Origin of the sequence: Paraburkholderia sediminicola, from assembly GCF_046030555.1 — a bacterium.
Taxonomy (GTDB): Bacteria; Pseudomonadota; Gammaproteobacteria; order Burkholderiales; family Burkholderiaceae; genus Paraburkholderia; species Paraburkholderia sediminicola_E.
On sequence record NZ_JAQQCH010000020.1, the window covers coordinates 88,449 to 112,753 of the forward strand.

Genomic DNA, 24,305 nt, shown 5'->3' on the forward strand with positions numbered 1-24,305 from the left:
CCGGACCCACCTATGTCGCAGACCATTTCCCCCATCGTGCCGACCCCTTCGATTCCGAAGGTCGGTTTCGTCTCCCTCGGCTGCCCTAAAGCGCTCGTCGATTCCGAACAGATCATCACGCAGCTGCGCGCCGAGGGCTACGAGATCTCCGGCACGTACGACGGCGCGGACCTCGTGGTCGTCAACACCTGTGGCTTCATTGATGAAGCGGTGCAGGAAAGCCTCGACGCGATCGGCGAAGCGCTCAGCGAAAACGGCAAGGTGATCGTCACGGGTTGCCTCGGTGCCAAGCAGAGTGCGAGCGGCTCAAACCTGATCGAAGAAGTGCATCCGAAGGTGCTGGCCGTGACCGGCCCGCACGCGCTCGGCGAAGTGATGCTGGCGGTGCACGCCCATCTGCCGAAGCCGCACGATCCGTTCATCGATCTGGTGCCGGCGGCCGGTGTGAAGCTCACGCCGCGCCACTACGCGTACCTGAAAATTTCCGAAGGCTGCAACCATCGCTGCACGTTCTGCATCATCCCGTCAATGCGAGGCGACCTCGTGTCGCGTCCGGTCGCCGACGTGATGCTCGAAGCGGAAAACCTGTTCAAGTCCGGCGTGAAGGAACTGCTGGTGATTTCGCAGGACACGAGCGCGTATGGTGTCGACGTCAAGTACCGTACCGGTTTCTGGAACGGCAAGCCGATCAAGACGCGCATGACCGATCTGGTCGGCGCGCTCGGCGAACTCGCGGCGCAGTACGGCGCATGGGTGCGTTTGCATTACGTGTATCCGTATCCGAGCGTCGATGAAGTCATTCCGATGATGGCCGAAGGTCCGTTCAAGGGCCACGTGCTGCCGTATCTGGATGTGCCGTTCCAGCACGCGCATCCGGAAGTTTTGAAGCGCATGAAACGTCCGGCCAACGCTGAGAAGGTGTTGGAGCGCGTGAAGGCGTGGCGCGAAATGTGCCCCGACCTGACGATCCGCAGCACGTTCATCGCCGGTTTCCCGGGCGAGACCGAAGAGCAATTCCAGACGCTGCTCGATTTCATCCGCGAGGCGGAACTGGATCGGGTCGGTTGCTTTGCTTACTCGCCGGTCGAAGGCGCGAGCGCCAACGAACTCGACGGCGCATTGCCCGACGAAGTGCGTGAAGAACGCCGCGCGCGTTTCATGGCAGTGGCCGAAGAAGTGTCGGCCAAACGCATCGCGAAGAAGGTTGGCAAGACGCTGAAAGTGCTGGTCGACGAGATCAACGCCGACGGCGGCATCGGCCGCACGGCGGCGGATGCGCCCGAGATCGACGGTGTCGTGTATATCGCACCGGCCACCAAGGCGTCCAAGCGTTACAAGGTCGGCGATTTCGTGTCGGTGAAGATCACCGGTGCCGACGGCCATGACCTGTGGGGCGAGGTTTAAGCGATGACGGTGAGCATGACCGACACGCCGGCCGCCCAAACGCCGGACGGCCGGCGCCCGGACGGCCGGCCCCCCGAAATCCTCGCGCTCGGCGAGGCGATGATCGAATTCAACCAGTCGGCTAAAGATCAGCCGAACTATCTGCAGGGCTTCGGCGGCGATACGTCGAACTTCTGCATCGCGGCAACACGGCAGGGTGCGAAGACAGGTTTCGTGTCGGCCGTCGGCAGCGACCATTTCGGGCGGTTGTTGATCGATTTGTGGGAGCGCGAGCAGGTTGACACGTCGCTCGTGCGCGTCGATCCGCAGGCGTCCACCGGGGTTTATTTCGTTTCGCACGGTCCAGCAGGTCACGCGTTCGACTATCTGCGCGCGGGTTCAGCCGCGAGCCGCTATGCGCCGCATGATTTACCGCTCGATGCGATCGCCGCGGCCAAAGTCGTCCACCTGTCCGGCATCAGTCTCGCGATCAGTCTGAGCGCCTGCGACGCAGCGTTGGCGGCGATCGGGCATGCGCGAGCGAACGGCGTGCGCGTGAGCTTCGACACCAATCTGCGCCTGAAGCTGTGGCCGCTCGCGAGAGCACGTGCAGTGATGCTCGAAGCCATTCGTCAAACCGACATTTGCCTGCCGAGTTGGGACGACGTGACCGAACTTACCGGCTTGACCGGCCGCGACGAGATCGCCGATTTTCTGCTGTCGCACGGTCCGCGTGTCGTGGCGCTCAAGCTTGGTAAGGAAGGCTCGTATATCGCCACGCCTGACGAGCGGCGTGTCGTGCCGGGCCACGTCGTCAACGCGGTCGATGCAACCGGCGCGGGCGACTGCTTCGGCGGCGCGTTTATCGCGCGCATCGTCGCGGGTGACGATCCATTTCAGGCGGCGCGATATGCGAACGTCGCCGCGGCACTGTCCACGCAAGGTTACGGCGCGGTCGCGCCGATCCCTTCGCGCGCGACGGTCGAACAGATCCTGGGCGGCTGATCACAACGCGCTGCGAGGCGCGCCCCGCAGCCCGCCAAGGCAAAATCATCTTGAGAGACTAGAGAGGAGCGAGCGATGCAACGGGACGTAGTGGTGGTAAGCGGTGTGCGTACGGCAATCGGCGGTTTTGGCGGCAGTCTGAAGGATTTTCCGCCGACCGATCTGGGCGCACGCGTCGTGCGTGAAGTGCTGGCGCGCGCGAATGTGTCGGGCGACGAAGTCGGCCACGTGGTGTTCGGCAACGTCGTGCATACCGAACCGAAAGACATGTATCTGGCCCGCGTGGCTGCGATCAACGGCGGTGTCGCGCAACATGCGCCCGCGTTGACCGTCAACCGCCTGTGCGGCTCGGGCTTGCAGGCCATCGTCTCGGCTGCGCAAAGCGTGCTGCTCGGCGACGCCGACATCGCGATCGGCGGCGGCGCGGAGAACATGAGCCGCGCACCGTATTCCATGCCGGCAGCGCGCTTCGGTCAGCGCATGGGCGATGCGCGCCTCGTCGACATGATGGTCGGCGCGCTGAACGACCCGTTCCAGTCGATCCATATGGGCGTCACCGCCGAGAACGTCGCGCGCAAATACGAAATTTCGCGCGAAACGCAGGATGCGCTCGCACTCGAATCGCATCGCCGCGCGGCCAATGCGATTACGAGCGGCTACTTCAAGGACCAGATCCTGCCGCTCACGATGCCGTCGAAGAAGGGCGACGTCGTGTTCGATACGGATGAGCACGCACGCATGAACGCGACGGCGGAAGACTTCTCCAAGTTGAAGCCGGTGTTCGCGAAGGAAAACGGCACGGTGACGGCCGGCAACGCGTCGGGTATCAACGACGCCGCCGCTGCGGTCGTGCTGATGGAGCGCAGCGTCGCTGAAAAGCGCGGCATCAAGCCGCTGGCACGGCTGGTTTCGTATGCGCATGCCGGCGTCGATCCGGCATACATGGGCATCGGCCCGGTGCCCGCCACGCGCAAGGCGCTCGAGCGCGCCGGCCTGACGGTCGCCGATCTGGATGTGATCGAAGCGAACGAAGCGTTTGCCGCTCAGGCGTGTGCGGTCAGCAAGGAACTCGGCTTCGATCCGGCCAAGGTCAATCCGAACGGCTCGGGCATTTCGCTCGGCCACCCGATCGGCGCGACCGGCGCGCTGATCACCGTCAAGGCGTTGTATGAATTGCAACGGGTCGGCGGCCGCTATGCGCTGGTGACGATGTGTATCGGCGGCGGGCAAGGTATCGCGGCGATCTTTGAACGGATCTGAGGTTGAGACGGGGCAACGCGGCGTAGCGTGACGCGTCGACGTTTCCCGTTAAACGAAGCCCGACAGCAGGCGGGCAGCACGTTAGTATTGAGCGGTACCAGGCAACAGGGAAAGAACGGATGCAGGAGTCGAAAGCGATGAAGGGTGCGATGCGTCGGCGCGGTTGGGCTGTCACCCAGAGGGGTTTCCTTCGGGCAGGTGTGTGCGTGGCCGCATTGCTGTGTGCCGGTGCCGGGGCTGTACTGCCCGTGCGGGCATGGGCGGAAAGCGACGCGGTGAAGGAGTTGGCGGCGCCCCCGCCGATTCAGTTGCCGCTCAAGCCGAGCCCCGAATTCGCGAAGTTTCCGCGCTATGCCGGCATGTTGGGCTCGCGTCAGATCGTGCTGCGGTTGGGCGCGAAAACCGATGACCCGGCCGGCGTGCACGGCGAGTATCAGTACACCGATACCGGCGAGGTGATCCTGATCGCGGGCGACCGCGACGGCGATACGCTCGAAGTCGAGGAATCGAACGACGGCACGCATATCACCGGCAACTGGGTGGGCAAGTTTGCCGCTGACGGTTCGGTGGCGGGCGACCGGATGAATGTCGACGATTCCGACCCGCAGCCGTTCGATCTGAAGCCGCTGGCGGCGGGGCAGGCCGTGCCGGCTGCTTCCGCTGGCACGGCTACCGGTGCGGCGGCCAACAAGGCAGCGGTCACGCCGCAGTCTTCCGGTGGCGCAGCAGCGCCTGCCTCGGCCACGAGCAATGGTCACGCCGTTGGCGGTGTTAGCAACCTGCAAACCGGCGAATAAGGCTACATACACCATGACCCAATCCAAACTCAAACGCGGCCTGCAGACCCGCATCGTGCGTGCTGAAGATCAACTGACGCCGGGCTTCGAATCTTTCTCGATGCCGGTGACGCGCGCTTCGACGGTCGTATTCCCCGATCTCGCGACGATGCGCGCGCTCGACTGGAAAAACGACGCGCAATGGCGCTATGGCCTGCACGCCACACCGACTTCGCTCGCGTTGGCGCAGCGGCTTGCCACCATCGAAGGCGGCAATCACGCGTTGTTGCAGCCTTCGGGGCTGTCGTCGATTTCGAACGTGTACTTCGGCCTCGTGAAGGCCGGCGACGACGTGCTGATTCCCGACAATGTCTACTCGCCGAACCGCGATCACGGCGACTGGCTGGCGCGCGATTTCGGTATCACCGCGCGCTACTACGATCCGATGATCGGTGCGGGTATCGCGAATCTGATCCAGCCGAATACGCGTTTGATCTGGCTTGAAGCGCCCGGTTCAGTCACGATGGAAGTGGCGGATGTGCCCGCCATCACCGCGGTGGCGCGTGCGCGCAACGTCGTCACGGCGATCGACAATACCTGGTCGGCAGGACTCGGCTTCCGGCCGTTCGACCACGGTGTCGATATCTCGGTGCAGGCCTTGACCAAATACCAGTCGGGTGGCGGCGACGTGCTGATGGGCGCGACGATCACCGTCGATCGCGAGTTGCATCTGAAGCTGAAGGCAGCGCGCATGCGCATGGGTATCGGCGTGTCGTCGGATGACTGCTCATTGATTTTGCGCAGCTTGCCGAGCATGCAACTGCGCTTCGAGGCACATGACCGTGCAGCGCTTGGCCTCGCCACATGGCTGAAGACACGTCCGGAAATTGCCGCGGTTTTGCATCCGGCGTTGCCCGACTGCCCGGGGCATGAGTTTTTCAAGCGTGACTTTACGGCTGCGGGCGGCCTGTTCTCAGTCGTGTTCGACGCACGTTACAGCGCAGCGCAAATCGACACGTTCTGCGAATCGCTCGAGCTGTTTTCGCTCGGCTGGAGCTGGGGCGGCGCGCACAGTCTCGCGATGCCGTACGATGTTGCCTCGATGCGTACGGAAGGTGAATGGCCGTACCGCGGTACGTTGGTGCGGTTCTACATCGGCCTGGAAGAAGAGGCCGATTTGCGCGCGGATATCGAACAGTGTCTGGTGGCGTTGGGTTAAGCGCCTGAGCGTTGATTGCCGACTGCTGATTGCTGATTGCTGAAGGTTAAGAAAGCCCATTGTGCCGAGTTCACGATGGGCTTTTTGTTTTGTCAAGATGACCAGTAAGCCTAACCATCCGGCCGAATGGTCGACACCGGATATCGACGCTACGATGGTGCGCACTTTACTAACGGATGCCGCACTATGGTGAGTTTCGATGAATCTATTTTTCTGGATGTTGCTGAATCCTGGCGTGCCGATTGTCGGCCCGATCTTTACCCTAGCGCTCGTCGCACCCACGCACGGCTGGCGCGTCGCGAAGGTGTTGATCGCCGCGTCAGTGAAAGACGGCCAACTGTTCTGGTGTGCGATCGGTCTGTGCGCGGCCGCGGTCTATGAAGCGGTGACTGCGCTGGAGCGAGGAAGTGGCGTAGTGCCTGTGCTGGAGGGCGCCATTGCAGGATTCTGCATCCTGGCATTCTCTGTTCGAATATCGTGATGTCGTCTTTGGTCAATACACGTCATGATCAGGCGGCCACATGCATTCGTGACGGGTAGAAGCGGTCTGCTATGGGGGCCTTGTCGCGTGCGGACTTTGCGATTTCGATTCTTGCAACATCTCTCGCAGCTACTCTGTTTGCAATCCTACACGTGCATATGATTTAGATTTTTTAGATAACGCAGCTCTTATACTGATCTCCTCTTAGGAGGCACTCATGCATAAACTATTCACGTTTCTGGAGTCTGACGAAAACCACGCCCTTTTTCTGAAGTGGAATGGCGTCGTGATCGGAGTTACTGGGATCGCCATGTTGGGCATGTTCCTGATCGCACATCTCAACAAATAATTCTCGTACCGGCGCTGGCCGCCATTGCATCGGCCAGCGCAAACCAGGCTTCAGAACAGGCGCAGCAAGCCATCCAACCCAACGTAGTTGAACGCCACACTGGCTGCTTCGCGCACCACCGGCTTCGCGCGGAATGCAACGGAAAGTCCCGCAGCGGCCATCATTTTCAGATCGTTCGAACCGTCGCCCATCGCAATCGCGCGTGCCGGCTCGATATTCAGTTGGGCGCATGTCTCGCGCAAGGTACGTGCTTTCACGTCAGCGTTGACGATCTCACCGACCACGTTGCCAGTTAACTTTCCATCCACGATTTCGAGCGTGTTCGCGCGCGTGAAATCGAGGCCGAGGCGTGCCTTCAGCTTCTCGGTGAAGAATGTGAATCCGCCGGACACCAGCAGCGTTTTCAATCCAGCCGCTTTCGCGCCGGCCAGCATCTGTTCGGCACCTGGCGAGAGTTGCAGCCGTTCTTCATAAACGCGTTCGAGCGCGCCGGCGTCGAGTCCCTTGAGCAATGCCACACGGCGCGTCAGGCTCTCGTTGAAGTCCTTGATTTCGCCGCGCATTGACGCTTCCGTAATCGCCGCGACTTCTGCTTTCAACCCACAGAAGTCGGCGATTTCGTCGATGCATTCGATCGTGATCAACGTCGAGTCCATATCCATCGCGACGAGGCCGAAGTCACACAACTGACGGCCAGCTTCGACAAACGCATAGTCCAGTTGATGCGTGCCGCAATAGACTTCGAGGTCGGCGCGTTGCGCAATGTTCGCACCGGCAATGCGAATCGCGTTCGCGTCGATGACGGCAGCGTGCGAGCCGCGCGCGAGCGCGACGAGCGTTTTGTGGTGGTCGGCGGAAAGGGGCGCGGTGCTTTGGATAACGAGGTTCATGGACGACCCATTGACGCAGAAGAGGACGGGCGCGCGACGCGCGCCGAAAATCCTGCCATTGTAACGGTTCGGTGGCATGTGGCCGCCCGGGGCAGCCGACAGCGGGCAACAGGTAACCGCGTGGCAGTCAAGCGGGTGGGCGACTATCGGCCGATAGACAAACACCCCGCCAGGAAATCCCATCACCTGGCCCATCGCGTCACCATCCAGGCAATCCACCGTGCAATCATTAGACGCCCACGTCATACTGGCGCTTCGAACGACGCCTCGCAGCCATTGACGTAGCCATCGAGCCTATCGAGCCTGCAGCGCCCAGGAGGCGCGTATCACACCGCGCACGACAGGCATTGGCACCCGCGACGAGACGCACCACCACGGAGACAAGTCATGACCCCCGCGACCGCTAGCGACGCGTCCACCCTTGCGCGCGACTTCGATCTGCGCCATCTGAACCCCGCGTTCTATGCCGACCCGTACCCGGTCTACCACGCGCTGCGCGCCCATGAACCGGTCAAACGCATGCCGGACGGCTCGCTCTTTCTGACGCGTTTTCGCGACGTGCAGGCTGTCTACCGTGATCCGAAAACCTTCAGTTCCGACAAGACCGTCGAATTCAAGCCGAAGTACGGTGACTCGCCGCTCTACACCCATCACACCACCAGTCTCGTGTTCAACGATCCGCCGCGTCATACGCGGGTACGCAAACTGATTGCCGGCGCGCTGACGGCGCGCGCCATCGCGGCGATGGAACCGGGTCTGATCCGCCTCGTCGATGGTTTGCTCGATGCCGCCGCGGTGCGTGGCCGGATCGATCTGATCGGCCAGTTCGCGTCAGCGATTCCGGTCGAGATCATCGGCAACCTGCTGGATGTGCCGCACGCTGAGCGGGAACCGTTGCGCGACTGGTCGCTCGCGATACTCGGCGCGCTCGAGCCGTCGTTGAGCGCAGCGCAACTCGAACGGGGAAATCGTGCCGTCGGCGAATTCGTCGACTATTTGCGCGATCTGGTGGCGCGGCGCCGGCGCGAACCCGGCGATCCGCAGCACGACGTGCTGACGCGCCTGATCCAGGGCGAGGGGGGCGGCGAGCAGTTGTCGGAAGCGGAGTTGCTGCAAAACTGCATCTTCATCCTGAATGCCGGTCATGAAACCACGACGAATCTGATCGGCAACGGTCTCGTTACGCTCGCCGACTGGCCCGAACAGCGCGCCGCGCTACGGAGCGAACCGTCGCTTATCGAGTCGGCGATCGAAGAGTGTTTGCGCTTCGAGAGCTCGAATCAGCTGGGCAACCGGATGGCAACTGACGACACGGAGATCGGCGGCGTCGCGGTTGCACGCGGTACACCCGTCACGCTGTGCATCGGCGCGGCCAATCGCGATCCCGAGCAGTTCGCGGAACCGGACCGCTTCGACATCCGCCGCGATCCGAACCGGCATCTGGCGTTCGGCTTCGGCATTCACCAGTGCGCGGGGTTGTCGCTCGCGCGGCTTGAGGCTCGCACCGCCGTCGGACGTTTCGTGCAGCGCTTTCCGGCGTATCGCCTGGACGGCGAACCGACGCGCGGCGGACGGGTGCGGTTTCGTGGCTTCGCAGCGGTGCCGCTCGAACTCGCGCCGGTGAGCGGTGACTGACGTGGCAGGTCACGCGGTGCGCCGACCGGCCAGGCGCAGACTGGATGCCGCGCGAGGCTCGCGTGTGCCTGCTGTGATCGCTGATAGAACTGCTTTGGGTTACCTTGCCGCACACCGACTCCAGCAGCCTGCTGCACGGCGAACCGCAACTGCGAACCGCAACCGCAAACCGCAACTGCAATCGAGCCACCCAGGCGCAGAACGCCGTATCTTTTGCCGACATAACGCAAGACTTACAGCCGGTGCCGATCGCGGCCGGCACGGCGCCGCGCCCGTTCTGGCGTCCAAACCGTGGCACGCTTGCTGCTTCGCCGTAGGTCCTAGGCCTTGGGGAGCGCACGATGGCACATATGATCTGGAAGGGCGCAATCAGCTTTGGCCTCGTCCATGTACCGGTCCAGTTGTATCCGGCGACGCAGTCGGAGAAAGTCGGTTTCAATCTGCTGGATAAGCGCACGATCGATCCGATCGGCTACAAGCAGATCAATAAGCGCACCGGCAAGGAAGTGACGCGTGAGAACATCGTGCGCGGCTTCGAGTACGAAAAGGACAAGTACGTCGTGCTCTCGGACGACGAGATTCGCGCAGCCAATCCCGAGTCGACGCAGACGGTCGATATCCTCGCATTCGTCGACGCCCCTGACATCTCGTTTCTCTACCTCGACACGCCGTACTTTCTGACACCCGACCGCAAGGGCGAAAAGGTGTATGCACTGCTGCGCGAAGCGATGAAAGCGTCGGGCAAGATCGGCGTGGCGAGCGTCGTGCTGCACAACAAGCAGCATCTCGCGGCGCTGATTCCAGTCGGGCCGGTGCTGGCGCTGAACACACTGCGTTGGGCCGACGAAGTACGCGACTTCGACGAGTTCAAGTTGCCGGCCGATGGTATGAAGGCGGCCGGCGTCACCGCGCGCGAACTCGACATGGCAAAGAAGCTGATCAACGACATGAGCGACAAATGGGATCCGTCGCAGTATCACGACACGTTCCGCGACGACATCATGGCCTTGGTCGACCGCAAGATTCGCGCGGGGAAGACCGAGGAAATCACCGAGGTCGAGGCGCCACGCGAATCGCGTCGTTCCGCCGACATTCTCGATCTGTCCGACCTGCTCAAGCGCAGCCTCGGTCGCGGCAAAGGCAAGGCGGCGGGCGCGCGCAAGAATACCGCGGACGATGACGAGGAAGCCGGCGATGCCGAGGCGGCCGCACCAGCCCGCAAGAAGCCGCGTTCAACGAGTACGAGCCGCGGCGGTGGCAAGAGCGGAGGCGCGAGTGCCAAGGCGGCGCCGGCGGCACGCAAACGGCGTGCGGCTGCCTGAGTGCCCGCTTTATAGACCCACTCGATAGACCCACGTGATAGATAACCCCGCGATAACACGATCCGCGACGAGTTCACCTCCATGAACGACAAGCTTGATCTCTACAACCGCAAGCGACGCTTCGACGAAACGCCGGAGCCATCGGGTTCGGCTGCGCGTAAGAAAGCTGGCCGCGGGACGGCCACGCGCGCATCGAAGGCGGCGCTGTCGTATGTGATTCAGGAGCACGATGCGCGGCGCCTCCATTACGACTTTCGGCTCGAATTGAACGGGACGTTACTGTCGTGGGCGGTGCCCAAGGGGCCGAGCCTCGACCCCGCGGTGAAACGGCTCGCGGTGCATGTCGAAGATCATCCTGTCGAATATGGCTCTTTTGAAGGCGAAATCCCGCCTGGTAACTATGGTGCGGGAACGGTCATCGTGTGGGACCGCGGAACGTGGGAGCCGGTCGGCGGCGCAGCGGAGGCGGCCCGATCGTATAAGGCAGGCAAGCTCAAATTCCAGCTCTTCGGCGAAAAACTGCACGGCGGCTGGGCGCTGGTACGCAGCCACATGCGCGGCAGCGGTGACAAGGAGCAGTGGCTGCTGATCAAGGAGCGAGACGACGAAGCCCGCGATGAAAGCGAATACGACATTCTGAAGGCCCGTCCAGGCAGCGTGCTGGGCGGCAGCGGCGCAGGCTCCACGAAGCGCGCGGCAAGGAAGACTGCGAGCGAGTCTGCACACGGGAGCGCGGACACGGAGAAAGTGGCGGGCACAACGCGCGCGACGAGTGCAAAGATGGCAGCGGGCAGGTCCACCGTCACGAGCTCGAGCACCGCCGGCCGGAGCCGGACCAAAGCCGCCTCGTCAAGCCGCGCCGATCCGAAAAAAACCGACATCGTGTCGACCCGCAGCGCGCGGTCGCTGCGCGAGCTTGCCGCATCGCCCGCGATCGAAGGCGCGGTCAAAGCCGCGTTGCCCGCCACTTTCAAGCCGCAACTGGCGACGCTCGTCGACGCCGCGCCACCCGGTGATGAATGGGCATACGAAATCAAGTTCGACGGCTACCGCGTGCTGGCCCGCATCGATCGAAAGGAGAGGGCCAAGGCGGTCAAGGTGTTCACGCGCGCCGGCAACGATTGGACCGGGAAGTTCAGCCAGCAGGTGAAGGCGCTTGAACAACTCGACATCGAAAGCGCATGGCTCGACGGCGAAGCCGTGGTGCTCGATGAGAACGGTGTGCCGGGTTTTCAGGCGCTGCAAAACGCGTTCGACTCGAACCGCCCGCAGGACATCGTCATTTATTTGTTCGATATTCCGTTTCTGAACGGCTACGATCTGCGCGGTGTGCCGCTCGAACAACGGCGCGCGATCTTGCGCGCGCTAATGGATGGGGACGACGATAGCGTCTTGCGCTTCTCCAATGACTTCGCGTTCAGCGCCGACGATCTGCTGAAGAGCGCGTGCGACATGGCGCTCGAAGGCATCATCGGCAAACGTCGCGATAGCGGCTACACATCGGGGCGCTCGTCGGGCTGGATCAAATTGAAATGCCGGCGGCGCCAGGAGTTCGTGATTGGCGGCTATTCCGAACCGTCGGGTAGCCGTGCGGCATTCGGTGCGCTATTGCTCGGTGTCTACGACGGCAAAGGTAAATTGCAATACGCCGGACGCGTCGGCACGGGCTTCAACGCTGCGTTGCTGCGCTCGGTCAAGAAAGAACTCGACGCGCACGCAAGCGGACGCATGCCGTTCGCCGCCACGCCGCGCGAACGCAGCCGCACGCCGGTGCATTGGGTCGAACCGGCGCTCGTTTGCGAATGCAATTTCGCTGAATGGACGAGCGATGGCATCGTGCGGCAGGCGTCGTTCGTGAGTCTGCGCAACGATAAGCCGGCACGGCAGATCATCAGGGAAGCCCCCCGTAAAGGAGCTGATGTGCAAGAGCAAACCGATACCGCATCCGACGCCGAGCCGACAAAGCGCACGACGAAAAAGACCGTTACGAGTTCCGCGGCCGGGCCCGCCAAAAAAAGCGCGGCGAAGACGTCGGCAACAAAAACCGGCGCGAAATCAAAAGCCGCAACCACGCCAGCCGAAGTCGCCGGCGTCCGCGTGTCCCACCCCGACCGCGTCATCGATAAAAGCACCGGCACCCGCAAAATCGATCTCGTGCAGTACTACGAATCGGTCGCCGACTGGATGCTCCCGCATCTGCAGGACCGGCCGGTGTCGCTGGTGCGTGCGCCCGAGGACATAGGCGGCGAGCTATTTTTCCAGAAGCACAGCCAGAAGCTGTCGATTCCGAACGTCAAGCAGCATCCCGGACTCGACCCGGGCCATCCGCCGCTGATTACCGTCGATACGCTCAAGGCGCTGGTCGGCGCCGCGCAAATGGGCACCGTCGAATTTCACACGTGGAATGCCGTGGTGTCGAACATTGAAAAACCCGATCGCATGGTGTTCGATCTGGACCCCGATGCATCGCTCGGGTGGGAACGGATGATCGAGGCCGCGCAGCTGACGCGCTCGTTGCTGCAAGAACTCGGTCTTATCTCGTTCTGCAAGACGAGCGGCGGCAAAGGGTTCCACGTAGTGGTGCCGCTCGCGAAGCACGCCGGCTGGGATGACGTGAAGGCGTTTTCGCAAGCCGTCGCGCAGCATATGGCGACGACGTTGCCCAAGTACTTCAGTGCAAAGATGGGCGCGCAGAATCGCAAGCAGAAGATCTTCGTCGACTATCTGCGTAATAACCGGGGCTCGAGTACGGTGGCCGCATTTTCGGCGCGCGCCCGGCCGGCGCTGGGCGTTTCCGTGCCGCTCTCGTGGGACGAAGTCGCCACCACGACGAGCGGAGATCAATGGACCATCGAAAACGTGCATGAGCGTCTCGAAGTCCTCAAGCGCGACCCATGGGCGGACTACGCGAAAACGCGTCAGCGCATCACCGAGGCAATGAAAAAACGTCTGGATGGAGCGGATTGACTTCGATTCAGCCAGCCTCATTCGACAACCTGAAAGAGGAGCACACCATGAAGACCTCTCCGCAGTCGTCCGATGGCGACAAGCAAGCCGACCCGCTTGCAAAGAAGCATCCGGATTCGCTTCAGGAGGCGTCAGCGCCGCTGCCGCATGAAACCGATCAGAGCCCGGAATCGCAACACGAGGACGATCCGCGTCACGTCGGCAAGCAGGCCCATAGCGATACCGAGCGCGGACTGAAGGACACGGACCGCCGCGGCGGTGACGAATATCAGCAAAAGACGCAGAACGACGCGCACACGAACGTCAACTCCGATAGCAAGGCAAGCGGCGGCGGGCGCGGCAAGCGCTGACGGTGCGTGTGCGCCGATGCGTGGGGAAACGTCACGGTGTGCCGAGCCGGCGCGTCCACCCATGCGCCGCCGCAACCGCGCGGTGACCCGGCTCCCATGCACGCGCGGCCACGCCATCATGCCCGGCGCTTTGGTACGGTCCGGCGTTGGGCGACGCCGAACTCATTCAGGTCTCGCGTCCCAATAAGGCGGATCGCCGAAATGCGCGGCGAGGAACGCAATGAACGCGAGCGTTCTGGGCGGCACGAAGGCACGGCTCGGATAGACCGCCCAGATGGCCACATTCTCCGCGAGCGGATAGGTGTCGAGCACGCTCACCAGTTCGCCGCTGCGCAGATACGGCGCCACGTCCCAGGTCGATTTGAGCGCGATGCCGAAACCGGCCAGCAAGGCGTCGCGAATCACTTCGCCGTTGTCGGTGACGAGGCGTCCGTTCACGCGCACCGCCAGCGGACCGGCGGGCGTTACGAAGGCCCAGTCGCGCTGATCGGACAGGATCATGCATTCGTGTTGCGCGAGGTCCGAAGGATGATGTGGCGTTCCATACGCGGCGAGGTAAGCAGGCGCGGCGCACAGCACGCGGCGGTTCACGGCCAGACGCCGCGCTACCAGCGACGAATCCTTGAGCACGCCGATGCGGATCGCCACGTCGATACCCGCATCGACCAGATCGATCACCTGATCCGTCAGCCGCAGATCGACGCTGACGCCGGGATAGCGGCGCAGGAATTCGCTGATCACCGGCGATACGTGCTGACGCCCGAATGACGACGGCATCGACACGCGCAAGCGCCCTTGTGGCTCGGCCTGCGCGCGGCCCACCGAGGCGCGGGCGGCATCGGCCGCGTCGAGCAGCGCTTCGGCGCGGGTCATGAACACTTCGCCGTCCTGCGTGAGACTGATGCGGCGGGTGGTTCGATGCAGCAGGCGTGCGCCAAGGCGCTTTTCCAGCTGCGCGATGCGCGAACTCGCCACCGCCGCCGACAGGCCGAATTCGCGGCCGGCCGCCGACACATTGGCGAGCAGGGCGGCTCGCACGAACAGGGCGACGTCGAGCAGATCCAGTCGTTCCCGCTCAGCGGGCGACGGTTTTATGGCGGGTCTTGCAGCGGGTTTTACAGGATGGTCAGGAAGGTCCATTCTTCTGAAATTCAAAAAGATGTTTCAGTAATTATGACGGTTTTATGAGAATAAGAACCGCCGTAGCATGACGTCCATGCGATCGATTGCCCGCGCCGCGCCGCGCCAGGCGCCCGCGGCAACGATCGCCGGTTTCTCAACCTCATCTGAAAGAACAGGAGCTGTGATGAAAGCCGTAGGCCTCTATCGCTATTTGCCAATCGACCAAGCCGACTCTCTGGTTGATGTCGACATTCCCAAACCTGAAGCCACCGGCCGCGACCTGCTGGTGAAGGTCGAAGCCATTTCCGTCAATCCGGTCGACACCAAGGTGCGGGCCCCGAAAGACACCGTCGAGAAAGCGCCGCGCGTGCTCGGCTGGGACGCCGCCGGCACGGTGGCGGCGGTTGGTCCGGACGTCACGCTCTTCAAGGTCGGCGATCCGGTTTTCTATGCTGGCAGCATCACGCGGCCGGGCGCGAATAGCGAATTCCATCTGGTCGACGAGCGTATTGTCGGGCGCAAACCGGCGTCGCTCGATTTCACCCACGCGGCTGCGTTGCCGCTGACCGCGATCACCGCCTGGGAGGCGCTGTTCGACCGCCTCGGCGTGTCTCCGCAAGGCGCGGACGAAGGCCGCACCGTGCTGATCGTGGGCGGGGCGGGCGGGGTCGGGTCGATCGGCATCCAGTTGGCCAAACGACTCGCGAAGCTGAAAGTGATCGCGACCGCCTCGCGCCCTGAATCGGCGAAATGGGCGACGGAGTTGGGCGCGGATCATATCGTCGATCACTTCGGCGATATGCCCGCGCAGTTGAAAAAATTGGGCATCGACCAGGTCGATTACGTGCTGATCTTCAACGATACCGACAAGAATTTTCCCGCAGCCGCTGAAGTGATCAAGCCGCAGGGCGGCATCTGCACGATCGTCGAAAACAGCCAGCCGTTGCCAGTCGAATTGTTGAAGGCGAAAAGCGCGGCGTTCCACTGGGAGCTCATGTTCACGCGTTCGATGTTCAGCACGCCGGACATGATCGAGCAGCATAAACTGCTGACCGAGGTGGCGCGTCTTGTCGATGCGGGCACATTGCGCACGACGGTCGGACAGGATCTCGGCAAGATCAACGCCGGGAATCTGCGCCGTGCGCATCAACTGCTCGAAGAGGGGCGTGCGATCGGCAAGCTGGTGCTGACGGGCTTCTAGGCAGCGCAAAAAACGCTTCACCGCAAGCGGGGTAACACCCGATTCGTATGAAGCGCGCGCAGCGCCGCTTGGCGGTAGACTGGTGGGGCATCATGCTAAAACAGTTGCGTGTCTCGCGGCCCGTCAGGCCGGGCCTCAACCAGGCATCATCAGGCCTCGTCAGGGCTGGTCAGGCGGTGCATCGGCAGTAGCGCTGATGCGAGCGCGCAGCGGCACAACAACGAGGTGACAGTATGAGCTCCAGCTTCAAACTCTCCGCCGTTTCAGTTGTCGCTTCTCTCGCATGCGCTCTCGCGCCCGGCATGCTTGTGCCGGTGGCTCACGCGGCCACGCCGATCACAGTGACGTCGCAGGCCGCCCTCGACGGTCCGATCCGCTACACGGTTCGCGTCACGTCGAAACAGTTCGGCAACTCACAGGAAACGCGCACGATCCGCTCCGGTGAATCGGACGACTTCACGTGGAAGACCGTGCCGCCGGGTGGCCCCGTGCCCGCGACGGATACCTGCCCGAATTATTCGTCGCTTCCGACGGATACCAACGGCGCGATGATTCGTCAGACGCAGATCCGCTTTGCACCGGTCGTCGCTGGTGACGGCACGGCATCCGTGCAGCTGAGCTTTCAGGCGCAAACGCCGCACGGTGTGAAGACAGTGACGAGCGGCGGCAAAACGCTCAAGTGTCCGAACGACGTGACCGTCAGCCAGATTCTGCGTTTTACGATGCCGGTCAACGGCAGCACGAAAACGCTGACGCTCAGTGACGGCACCGAAGTGGCGGTCACCGCGAAACGTTGAGGGATGCGTGGCGCGGCTTCGCTCAACGCCGCGCCACGGCTCGCTCCACCAGTCGCGCGGACAGAAACCGGTGTTCCGCCGAGAAGAGCCGCCGATAGGTGAGCAGCACCGCGCCCACTGTTCCCAAGGCTGACGACGCCGCGATCAGGAACATGATCACGATCTGATAGCGCACCGCCTGCAACGGGGACTGGCCGGCGAGCACCTGCCCGGTCATCATGCCGGGCAAACTCACCACGCCGACCACGGCCATCTGATTCAGCGTGGGCATCATGCCCGCGCGCACCGCCTGGCGCGCCGGCGCCTGCGCCGCTTCCCAACGGGTCGCGCCGAGCGCGAGCGCCATGTCCACACGGTCGCGCCGCGCGGTCAGTTCCTCGGTCATCCGTTCGATGCCAAGCGACACGCCGGTCAGCGTATTGCCGAGGATCATGCCGAGAATCGGGATCGCATACTGCGGCTCGTACCACGGGTGAATGCGGATCACGACAAAGAGTCCGACCGCCGCCACCAGCCACGAACTGACCCAGATCGACAGCACGCTGTCCACACGTTGCCCCGCATACGTGCGATTGCCGCGTTGCGCGCCCGCGAAGCCGGCGATCAGCGTCATCACGGCCATCAAGGGCAGCACCACGAACCAGCGGTCGTAACGGAACACCCAGCCGAGCACATAGCCGATTGCCAGCAACTGCACGACGGTGCGTACCGCCGCCCATGCGAGCTTGCGTTCGAGATCGAGCTTGAGCGCCACCGACACCACGCCGTTCACCACGATCAGCAACGCGGCGATCGCGACGTCCCACAGACTCAGGTTTTGCAATGTCATTGGCCGAGCTCCTGACGTGCGGGCGTGACCGCGGATTCGTCGAGCACACCGGCGCGCATCGTGAGGTGCCGCTCGCTCATGCGCGCGGCTTGCGCCGGGTCGTGCGAGACCCACATCGAGGCATGCCGCGCGGGGTCGGCCGCGAACCATGCGTGCACCAGCGCCTCGATCGCGTGTGACGATTCCGGATCGAGCGAAGCGGTGGGTTCATCCAGCAGCAGCACTTCGGGGGCGAGTTGCAGAACGCGAATCAGCGCGGTGATCTGCGCTTCTCCGCCGGACAATTCGCTCGCGCGCTTGTCGAGAAAATCGTCGCCGCGGCCGGCCTGGGCGGCGAGGCTCGCCGCGTGCGCGCGATCGAAACGCACATCGCGATAGGTACGTAATTCGAACGGGTAACGCAGATTGTCTTCGACGCTGCCATCGAGCAGCGCGGGCCGCTGCCGGATATAGGCGACGTTGCGCCGGTAATGCGGAATGGCCGTGCGTTCGACCGGCGCGCCGTGCCACATGATGCGTCCTGCATCGAGTGGATCGAGCAAGGCAAGGGCGCGCAGGAACACGCTTTTGCCCGAGCCCGATGGCCCGGTGACAGCGACACGGTCGCCTGCGCGCAGGGCGAAGGTCGCCGGTTGCAGCAGCGTCTGGCCGCGCAGTGCGTCGCGCCGGGCAATGCCGTCGGCGAGGACGAAGGGAACATCGGTCATGAGTGGGGTCGCGGTGGATTTTTGCGTGGATTCGGGGGCCGCCATGACATTCATTGACGTTTCCATGGCAGGGCAAGCTGTGCCCGAACAGTACGGCATGATAAAACGGCATCTATCAGACAATACTACCAGGCACGATACGTGCTGCCCCGATGCACAACGAAGAACAAGGACGGAGCTTCTCAATGGCAGTGTCGAGCACAATTGGAAGGCGGACAGGAAAAATCATCGCATGGTTGCTGGCGATCATCGTCATTCTGATTGTTGCGCTGACAATTTTCATCCTGACCTTTGACTGGAACCGGGCTCGCCCTTACGTCAACGACAAGGTCACGCAGGCAATCGGCCGGCCGTTCGCGATCAATGGCGATCTGAAGGTCGGCTGGCAGCATCCGGTCGGCGAGACCGGCTGGCGTGGCTGGGTGCCCTGGCCGCGTTTTTCGGCCGCCAACATCACGGTAGGCAATCCCGACTGGACCAAACAGCCGCACTTCGCGACGCTCGACGAAATCGACTTCGAGGTCAAGGTGCTACCGCTGCTCACGCATGACATCGTGATTCCCGCGATCAATCTCGTGAATCCCTCGGTCGACCTCGAGCGACTGCTCGACGGACGCAACAACTGGACTTTCAAATTGGCGTCGTCCAGCGGGCCTTCCGAATGGAAGCTCGAGTTGCACGACATCGCGTTTGCCAAGGGCAATATCGCGCTGTCCGATCAGCAGAAAAAGGTCGAGATGCAGATGGCCGTCGATACGCTCGGGCAGCCGATTCCGATCGGCGAAGCGATGAAGCAGCAGGAGGCGGCGTCACGCAGTGCCTCGGCGGAGGCGGTGGGTAAAGCAGGCGCGAGCAAGCTCACTGCCCAGGCTAACGCGCAGGCGGCGTCGGAAGCCGCGGCGGCGTCCGCTGCGGCGGCTTCCGGCGCTTCGTCGACGGAGATCACCGCGTCGGGCGCGACAGCGGCGAACGGCGCGTCAGGTGCGCTGATTGCCGGTGAGGCGAACGGTGCAAGCGAGGGCGCGAGCGGCACGGCAGTGGCCGCGGCATCGAACGCCAGCGAGGCGGGTACGGCGAACGGCGCGAAGCCGGTGATCCCGCCGTACGCGATTGGATGGACCGTCAAGGGTACCTACAACAAGACGCCGGTATCCGGCAGCGGCAAGGTCGGTGGCGTGCTGGCGTTGCAGGACGCGAACCGGCCGTTCCCGATTCAGGCCGATGTGAAAGCGGGGGACCTGCGCGTCGGCCTCGTGGGCACGATCACCGATCCGGCGCATCTTGCCGCGGTGGATTTGCGCCTCTGGCTTCAGGGCAACAGCCTGGCGCGGCTGTATTCGCTGACGGGCGTGACCTTGCCCGACACGCCGCCTTATGCGACTGACGGGCGCCTCGTCGGCCAGTTCAAGTCCAGCGGCAACGTCTTCAAGTATGAAAATTTTACAGGCCGGGTGGGCGGCAGCGATCTGAATGGCTCGCTGACCTACACGGCACGTGAGCCGCGTCCGCTGTTGCAGGGCGAACTGGTGTCGCATCTGCTGCAGTTCTCCGATCTGGCGCCGATCATCGGCGCGGACTCGAACGCCAGTAAGGCCAAGCGCGGCGATGCGACGGCGCAGCCGAGCAATAAGGCGCTGCCCGTCGAAGAGTTCCGCACTGACCGTTGGAAGTCGATCGACGCCGACGTGAAATTCACGGGCCGCCGCATCGTCAAGGACACCAACCTGCCGATCACGGACTTGTACACGCACGTCGTGATGACCGACGGCGTGCTGTCGCTCGAGCCATTGAAGTTCGGCGTGGCAGGCGGTTCGCTGTCATCGAATATCCATCTGGACGGCAGCACCACGCCGCTGAAGGGTCGTTTTGCGACTTCGGCGCGGCATCTGAAGCTCAAGCAGTTGTTCCCGAACTTCAAGACGATGCAGAACGCGCTCGGTGAAATCAACGGGGACGCCGCACTGACCGCGACGGGCAATTCGCCGGCGGCGTTGGCGGCGACGTCGAACGGCGAGGTGAAGGCATTGGTCACCGACGGCACGGTGAGCCGCCTGCTGATGGAAGCAGCGGGACTGAACGTGGCCAACGTGGTCTATGAAAAGCTGTTCGGCAATCGCGACGTGAAGATCAACTGCGCGGCGGCGGACTTTGTCGCCACGAACGGCGTACTGGATTCGCGTGTCTTCGCGCTCGATACGGATGACGCGGTGATCAACATCGATGGCACTGTAAATATGCGCGACGAGACCCTGGATCTTGGCGTGCATCCGCACACCAAGGGCTTCCGGGTGTTTTCGCTGCGCTCGCCGCTGTACGTGAAGGGAACGTTCAAGAACCCGCACGTGGGCGTGAATGCCGCCGCGCTGGCGCTGCGAGGCGGTGCCGCTATCGGGCTCGGGTTGATCAATCCGTTTGCGGCGCTGATTCCGCTGCTCGCGCCCAGTAATAACAAACCGTTGCCGTGCGGGCAGTTGCTGTCGCAGGTTCGTCAGGCGCCGACTGCGCCGCCGCCGGGCGTCAGGCAGCAGCCTAAAACGGCCATTTCCCTCGACGGTGCGCCGGTCAACAAGTCTGCTGGAAGCGCTTCCTCGCCGGCTGCAGCCGAAAAGAAGCCGGCGGTCAAATCACCGGCCGATGCGGCTGAATACAAGGGGAACTGATGTTTTCCGCTATGTCCGCGGACGGGTGGAGTTGGTCCTTCGGCGCCGGCCTTTCCCTTATTTTCCTGTGGCTGATTAGCGTTCCCACGGTACGTGGCGAACGTCAACATCCAGGCAAGAAAGGGAAAGGCGCCGCCCTTGGCACGCGGGGAGGCAAACAGGCGCCGTGCAGGCAAAAGAGAACAACGGGATCAACGCCGTAGTCATGCAGACAACGGCGCTGCCACGGGAAAGAAAAAGATAGTCGATTACCTTAACGAGCGCGGAGCGGCATCGCCTGCCGCATCCTGCCTGCGAACTCCGCGCCGGGCGCCGCCAACGCGGGTGGCGCCAAACTCCGTCAGGATCTTGCCTCTGGCCCGGCTGGCAAACACCAGGAATCCAAACCCATCGGCTTCATACCAATACCCGCCGTTCTCGAGCCCATCGAGCGGCTGCTCCAACGCATTGGTGATGGATTCGATACAGCGGCGCCGCAATTCGGCGGGCGCTGGATAGGGTGGCTGGGCGCCTCGTACACTGCACAGGAGAACGTCGAGCCCGGGCAGCACATGCGCATAGAGCACCGGCTCGTCCTGCGCGCGAGCGCGCGCGATTTTGGTGTCGAGCTGACTGAACGGCTTGAAATGTCGTAGTACCGCGAGGAACGACTCATCGCCGTCCACCTTCGCGCGCCTACGCTTTTTCGGGAAGGACATAAAAATTCGCCTGAAAAAGAATTGCAAGAAACGCAGCGTCCTCATGCGACAACTCCCGGCTTCGCGCGCCGCACGTCGATCTTTTATAGCATACGACAAGGCCGGATTCACGATGATTCGGCGTCTACGCCGTCCCGCCTCCCGCACGAATCATGCCGAACCGCCTCGCCGCGCGCTTTCGCTTCCCAGCACATCTGTCTCCATCATAGACGCACGCGCCGCCGAAAAAACATCTCGTACCAATAAAAAAGTCATTTTTGTGTGGGCGAGCGCATCTTGCCACTACGTTGAAATATCTCACATTCACGTCGATAATGGCCCGTCCGGCTGCACCGTGGCGTGCCTGCCAGTCCTGCATCGCAACGGCCCGCGGGCGCGGGGTGGCAGGGCGATGCGAGGCGCGTGGTCCGTGCGTACCGCCACGGCTTGAACGACCCTTCGGGCGAACATGAAACTATTCACCAAGGGTCTGCTGCTGATTGCAGTGCCGAGCGTGGTCGAGCTGGCGCTTCTGGGCGTCGTCTTCGATACCCAGGAGCAAACAGCGCAGGCCGCGCAGTGGGTCACCAACAGCAAGCAGATCCTTTATCAGTCGTCGGCCATTGTCGACCCGCTGCTGCGTCAGGCCGCGCGGATTCGCACGGGCATGGTCGTCGGCGATCCGCAGTTTATCGACCGCCGTACCGTGTGGGTCGATCTCGGCGACCGGCTTTCGAATCTCGAATCGCTGGTGGCGGATGCGCCGCAACAGGTCGAGCGCGTGCACAAGATGCAGCAGGCGATCGAAGCGTATCGTACGCAGGCCGCCGGGATCTCGCAGGCTCTGCACGAAGGACGCAACCTGAATTCGTTTGCCGGGATGGAATCGGCTGCGCTTCCCCAGCAGATCGCGTTGTTTCGCGAACAGCTGGCTGAGTTCAGTAACGAGGCCTCGCGGCTCGACACCGAGCGCGGTGCGGCGCTCGCAAGGCGGCGTGAACGCCAGCAATACGCGCTGATTGCCGCGGTGTTGGGCTCGATGCTGATCTGGGCGGCCACGGCCATGGTGTTTGCGCGCAGCATCGGCCGGCGGTTGGAGGTGTTGACGGGTAATGCCGAGCGCCTGGGCCGCGGGCGGCAACTCGCAGCGCCGCTATCGGGCAACGACGAAATTGCCGCGCTCGACGCGGTGCTGCACCAGACGGGCGCGCGTTTGCGCGAGGCCGATGGCGAGCAGGCGAGGCTGAAAGCGCGACTCGAAGCGCGCGCGCAGGAACTCGCGGGCGTCAACGAAGAACTGCGCCAGGAGACGCAAGACAATGAAATGTTCATTTACAGCGTGTCGCACGATTTGCGCTCGCCGCTGGTGAATCTGCAAGGCTTTTCGAAAGAATTACAGGTGTCGTGCGACGAACTGGACAGCATCGTCGCGGCGGCGAAACTGCCGGAGGCCGAGCACCGGCGCATGGTGCATATTCTCGACGGCGATGTGCGCGAGTCTCTGCAATATCTCCGCACCGCGGTGACGCGGGCGGCGGCGATCATCGACGCGCTTTTGCGGATTTCGCGTGCCGGCCGGCTCGAATACCAGTGGCAGCGGGTGAGTGTCGGGCGGGTGGTGGGCCGCGTGGTCGACGCGCTGCAGGGCGTGATCAACCAGCGCGCGGTGGTGGTCACCGTGCGCGAGTTGCCGCCCGCGTGGGGCGACCCGGGCGCGATCGAGCAGGTTTTCAGTAACCTGATCGGTAACGCTCTCAATTATCTCGACCCGGCGCGCAATGGGCGCATCGAGGTCGGCGCGCTGGATCCGGAGCCAGTCGACGGAACGGACCCGCGCGCGTTGCGCACGCGCACTTATTATGTGCGCGACAATGGCCTCGGAATTCCGGCGGCGTATATGTCGAAGGTGTTCCGGGCGTTTCAGCGTCTGCACGGCGACGTCGCGAATGGAGACGGCATCGGCCTCGCGGTGGTACGGCGCGTGGTGGAACGGCATGGCGGCCGCGTGTGGGTCGAGTCGGCGGAAGGCGCGGGGTCGACCTTTTTCGTCGTATTGCCGGAACAGCCTGCGCGCAATTGAGCCGGACAGGCCCTTGGGGAAACGGTGGGAACAGTTAAGCGCATGATACGAAAACAGATTGTCAGCACGGAGGGCATATGAGTCACGGGGAAACGGTCAGCATTGTGCTGATCGAAGATGACGACGGCCATGCCACGCTGGTCGAGCGCAATCTGCGCCGCGCCGGCATTTCAAACGGTTTCGTGCGCTTTCGCGATGGCCAGCAAGCACTCGATTATTTCTTCGGCCCGGCGCCGGTGGACGCTGCCGCGAGTCCTTACCCGCCGCGCGAAGATCTGACGAATTTCGTCGTGCTGCTCGATCTGAAAATGCCGCGCGTGGATGGCTTCGAAGTGCTGCGGCGTCTGAAGGATTCGCCGCAGACAGCCGCGGTGCCCGTGATCGTGCTGACCACAACCGACGATCCGCGCGAAATCGCGCGCTGTTACGAATTGGGCTGTAACGTCTATATCACCAAGCCGGTCGAATACGACGCGTTCATCGAAGCGGTGCGCCGTCTCGGCTTCTTCCTGCAGGTGGTCAAGCTGCCGTCTGGCCACCGGCTGGGCGCGCCGTGACGTAAGCTTCATGTGAAGGCGCTCCGAAAGCGGCCCGT

Annotated in this window: 21 protein-coding genes; 16 read left to right on the forward strand and 5 right to left on the reverse strand. The window is 63.0% G+C overall.

Features of this window, described 5'->3' with window-relative positions; all coding sequences use genetic code 11:
* Positions 1-12 precede the first annotated feature (12 nt).
* From rimO to PQQ52_RS25580, 7 genes are all read left to right on the forward strand, one after another.
* On the forward strand, positions 13-1,404 hold the full coding sequence (gene rimO / locus PQQ52_RS25550; protein WP_408217430.1) for a 30S ribosomal protein S12 methylthiotransferase RimO: 1,392 nt from the start codon (positions 13-15) through the stop codon (positions 1,402-1,404).
* Between the two features lie 15 nt (positions 1,405-1,419).
* A complete protein-coding gene (locus tag PQQ52_RS25555; RefSeq protein ID WP_408217433.1) occupies positions 1,420-2,388 on the forward strand; it encodes a sugar kinase in 969 nt (322 codons plus the stop codon).
* A gap of 75 nt (positions 2,389-2,463) precedes the next feature.
* Positions 2,464-3,648 (forward strand): beta-ketothiolase BktB, encoded by a 1,185-nt coding sequence (gene bktB, locus PQQ52_RS25560; protein ID WP_408217436.1) that lies wholly within the window; start codon positions 2,464-2,466, stop codon positions 3,646-3,648.
* A gap of 119 nt (positions 3,649-3,767) precedes the next feature.
* A complete protein-coding gene (locus PQQ52_RS25565; protein WP_408217439.1) occupies positions 3,768-4,445 on the forward strand; it encodes a hypothetical protein in 678 nt (225 codons plus the stop codon).
* Positions 4,446-4,458: 13 nt separating this feature from the next.
* Positions 4,459-5,643, forward strand: coding sequence for a cystathionine beta-lyase (locus tag PQQ52_RS25570; RefSeq protein WP_408217442.1), 1,185 nt, complete (start codon positions 4,459-4,461; stop codon positions 5,641-5,643).
* 199 nt (positions 5,644-5,842) lie between these two features.
* Entirely contained in the window at positions 5,843-6,124 is a 282-nt protein-coding gene (locus PQQ52_RS25575; protein WP_408217445.1) for a hypothetical protein, read from the forward strand.
* A gap of 217 nt (positions 6,125-6,341) precedes the next feature.
* A complete protein-coding gene (locus PQQ52_RS25580) occupies positions 6,342-6,473 on the forward strand; it encodes a hypothetical protein (protein ID WP_408217447.1) in 132 nt (43 codons plus the stop codon).
* Positions 6,474-6,523: 50 nt separating this feature from the next.
* Here PQQ52_RS25580 and serB read toward each other — a convergent pair whose 3' ends face one another.
* Positions 6,524-7,363, reverse strand: a complete 840-nt coding sequence (serB, locus tag PQQ52_RS25585) for a phosphoserine phosphatase SerB (protein ID WP_408217450.1) — start codon at positions 7,361-7,363, stop codon at positions 6,524-6,526.
* A gap of 387 nt (positions 7,364-7,750) precedes the next feature.
* On the opposite strand from serB, the gene PQQ52_RS25590 reads away from it, so the two are divergent.
* The 4 genes from PQQ52_RS25590 (at position 7,751) to PQQ52_RS25605 (ending at position 13,637) form a co-directional block, all read left to right on the forward strand.
* The gene (locus PQQ52_RS25590) at positions 7,751-8,998 is read left to right on the forward strand and encodes a cytochrome P450 (protein ID WP_408217452.1); all 1,248 of its coding nucleotides are present in this window, start codon (positions 7,751-7,753) and stop codon (positions 8,996-8,998) included.
* A 341-nt stretch (positions 8,999-9,339) separates the two neighbouring features.
* On the forward strand, positions 9,340-10,320 hold the full coding sequence (gene ku / locus PQQ52_RS25595) for a non-homologous end joining protein Ku (protein ID WP_408217455.1): 981 nt from the start codon (positions 9,340-9,342) through the stop codon (positions 10,318-10,320).
* 81 nt (positions 10,321-10,401) lie between these two features.
* Positions 10,402-13,287 (forward strand): DNA ligase D, encoded by a 2,886-nt coding sequence (gene ligD / locus PQQ52_RS25600; protein WP_408217458.1) that lies wholly within the window; start codon positions 10,402-10,404, stop codon positions 13,285-13,287.
* Between the two features lie 47 nt (positions 13,288-13,334).
* A complete protein-coding gene (locus PQQ52_RS25605) occupies positions 13,335-13,637 on the forward strand; it encodes a hypothetical protein (RefSeq protein ID WP_408217461.1) in 303 nt (100 codons plus the stop codon).
* A gap of 162 nt (positions 13,638-13,799) precedes the next feature.
* Here PQQ52_RS25605 and PQQ52_RS25610 read toward each other — a convergent pair whose 3' ends face one another.
* The gene (locus PQQ52_RS25610) at positions 13,800-14,777 is read right to left on the reverse strand and encodes a LysR family transcriptional regulator (RefSeq protein WP_408217464.1); all 978 of its coding nucleotides are present in this window, start codon (positions 14,775-14,777) and stop codon (positions 13,800-13,802) included.
* 166 nt (positions 14,778-14,943) lie between these two features.
* Between PQQ52_RS25610 and PQQ52_RS25615 the strand changes: the two genes are divergently transcribed.
* Together PQQ52_RS25615 and PQQ52_RS25620 are read left to right on the forward strand one after the other, a co-directional pair.
* Positions 14,944-15,960: a zinc-binding alcohol dehydrogenase family protein gene (locus PQQ52_RS25615; protein ID WP_408217466.1), complete on the forward strand. Its 1,017-nt coding sequence runs from the start codon at positions 14,944-14,946 to the stop codon at positions 15,958-15,960.
* Positions 15,961-16,193: 233 nt separating this feature from the next.
* Complete coding sequence (locus PQQ52_RS25620; protein ID WP_408217469.1) at positions 16,194-16,757, forward strand: DUF6013 family protein; 564 nt, start codon at positions 16,194-16,196, stop codon at positions 16,755-16,757.
* Positions 16,758-16,779: 22 nt separating this feature from the next.
* Here PQQ52_RS25620 and PQQ52_RS25625 read toward each other — a convergent pair whose 3' ends face one another.
* Positions 16,780-17,586 carry an ABC transporter permease gene (locus PQQ52_RS25625; protein ID WP_408217472.1) on the reverse strand — a complete coding sequence of 269 codons (807 nt, stop codon included), beginning with the start codon at positions 17,584-17,586 and terminating at the stop codon, positions 16,780-16,782.
* On the reverse strand, positions 17,583-18,293 hold the full coding sequence (locus tag PQQ52_RS25630; protein ID WP_408217475.1) for an ABC transporter ATP-binding protein: 711 nt from the start codon (positions 18,291-18,293) through the stop codon (positions 17,583-17,585). The genes PQQ52_RS25625 and PQQ52_RS25630 overlap by 4 nt, the downstream gene beginning before the upstream one ends.
* A 185-nt stretch (positions 18,294-18,478) precedes the next feature.
* On the opposite strand from PQQ52_RS25630, the gene PQQ52_RS25635 reads away from it, so the two are divergent.
* Positions 18,479-20,953 (forward strand): AsmA family protein, encoded by a 2,475-nt coding sequence (locus PQQ52_RS25635; RefSeq protein ID WP_408217477.1) that lies wholly within the window; start codon positions 18,479-18,481, stop codon positions 20,951-20,953.
* Positions 20,954-21,201: 248 nt separating this feature from the next.
* On the opposite strand, the gene PQQ52_RS25640 is transcribed toward PQQ52_RS25635, so the two are convergent.
* Positions 21,202-21,696 (reverse strand): hypothetical protein, encoded by a 495-nt coding sequence (locus PQQ52_RS25640; protein WP_169488768.1) that lies wholly within the window; start codon positions 21,694-21,696, stop codon positions 21,202-21,204.
* Between the two features lie 403 nt (positions 21,697-22,099).
* Here PQQ52_RS25640 and PQQ52_RS25645 point away from each other — a divergent pair, with 403 nt between their 5' ends.
* Positions 22,100-23,710 carry a sensor histidine kinase gene (locus tag PQQ52_RS25645; RefSeq protein WP_408217481.1) on the forward strand — a complete coding sequence of 537 codons (1,611 nt, stop codon included), beginning with the start codon at positions 22,100-22,102 and terminating at the stop codon, positions 23,708-23,710.
* A gap of 77 nt (positions 23,711-23,787) precedes the next feature.
* Positions 23,788-24,267 carry a response regulator gene (locus PQQ52_RS25650; protein WP_408217484.1) on the forward strand — a complete coding sequence of 160 codons (480 nt, stop codon included), beginning with the start codon at positions 23,788-23,790 and terminating at the stop codon, positions 24,265-24,267.
* The last annotated feature ends 38 nt before the right edge of the window (positions 24,268-24,305 follow it).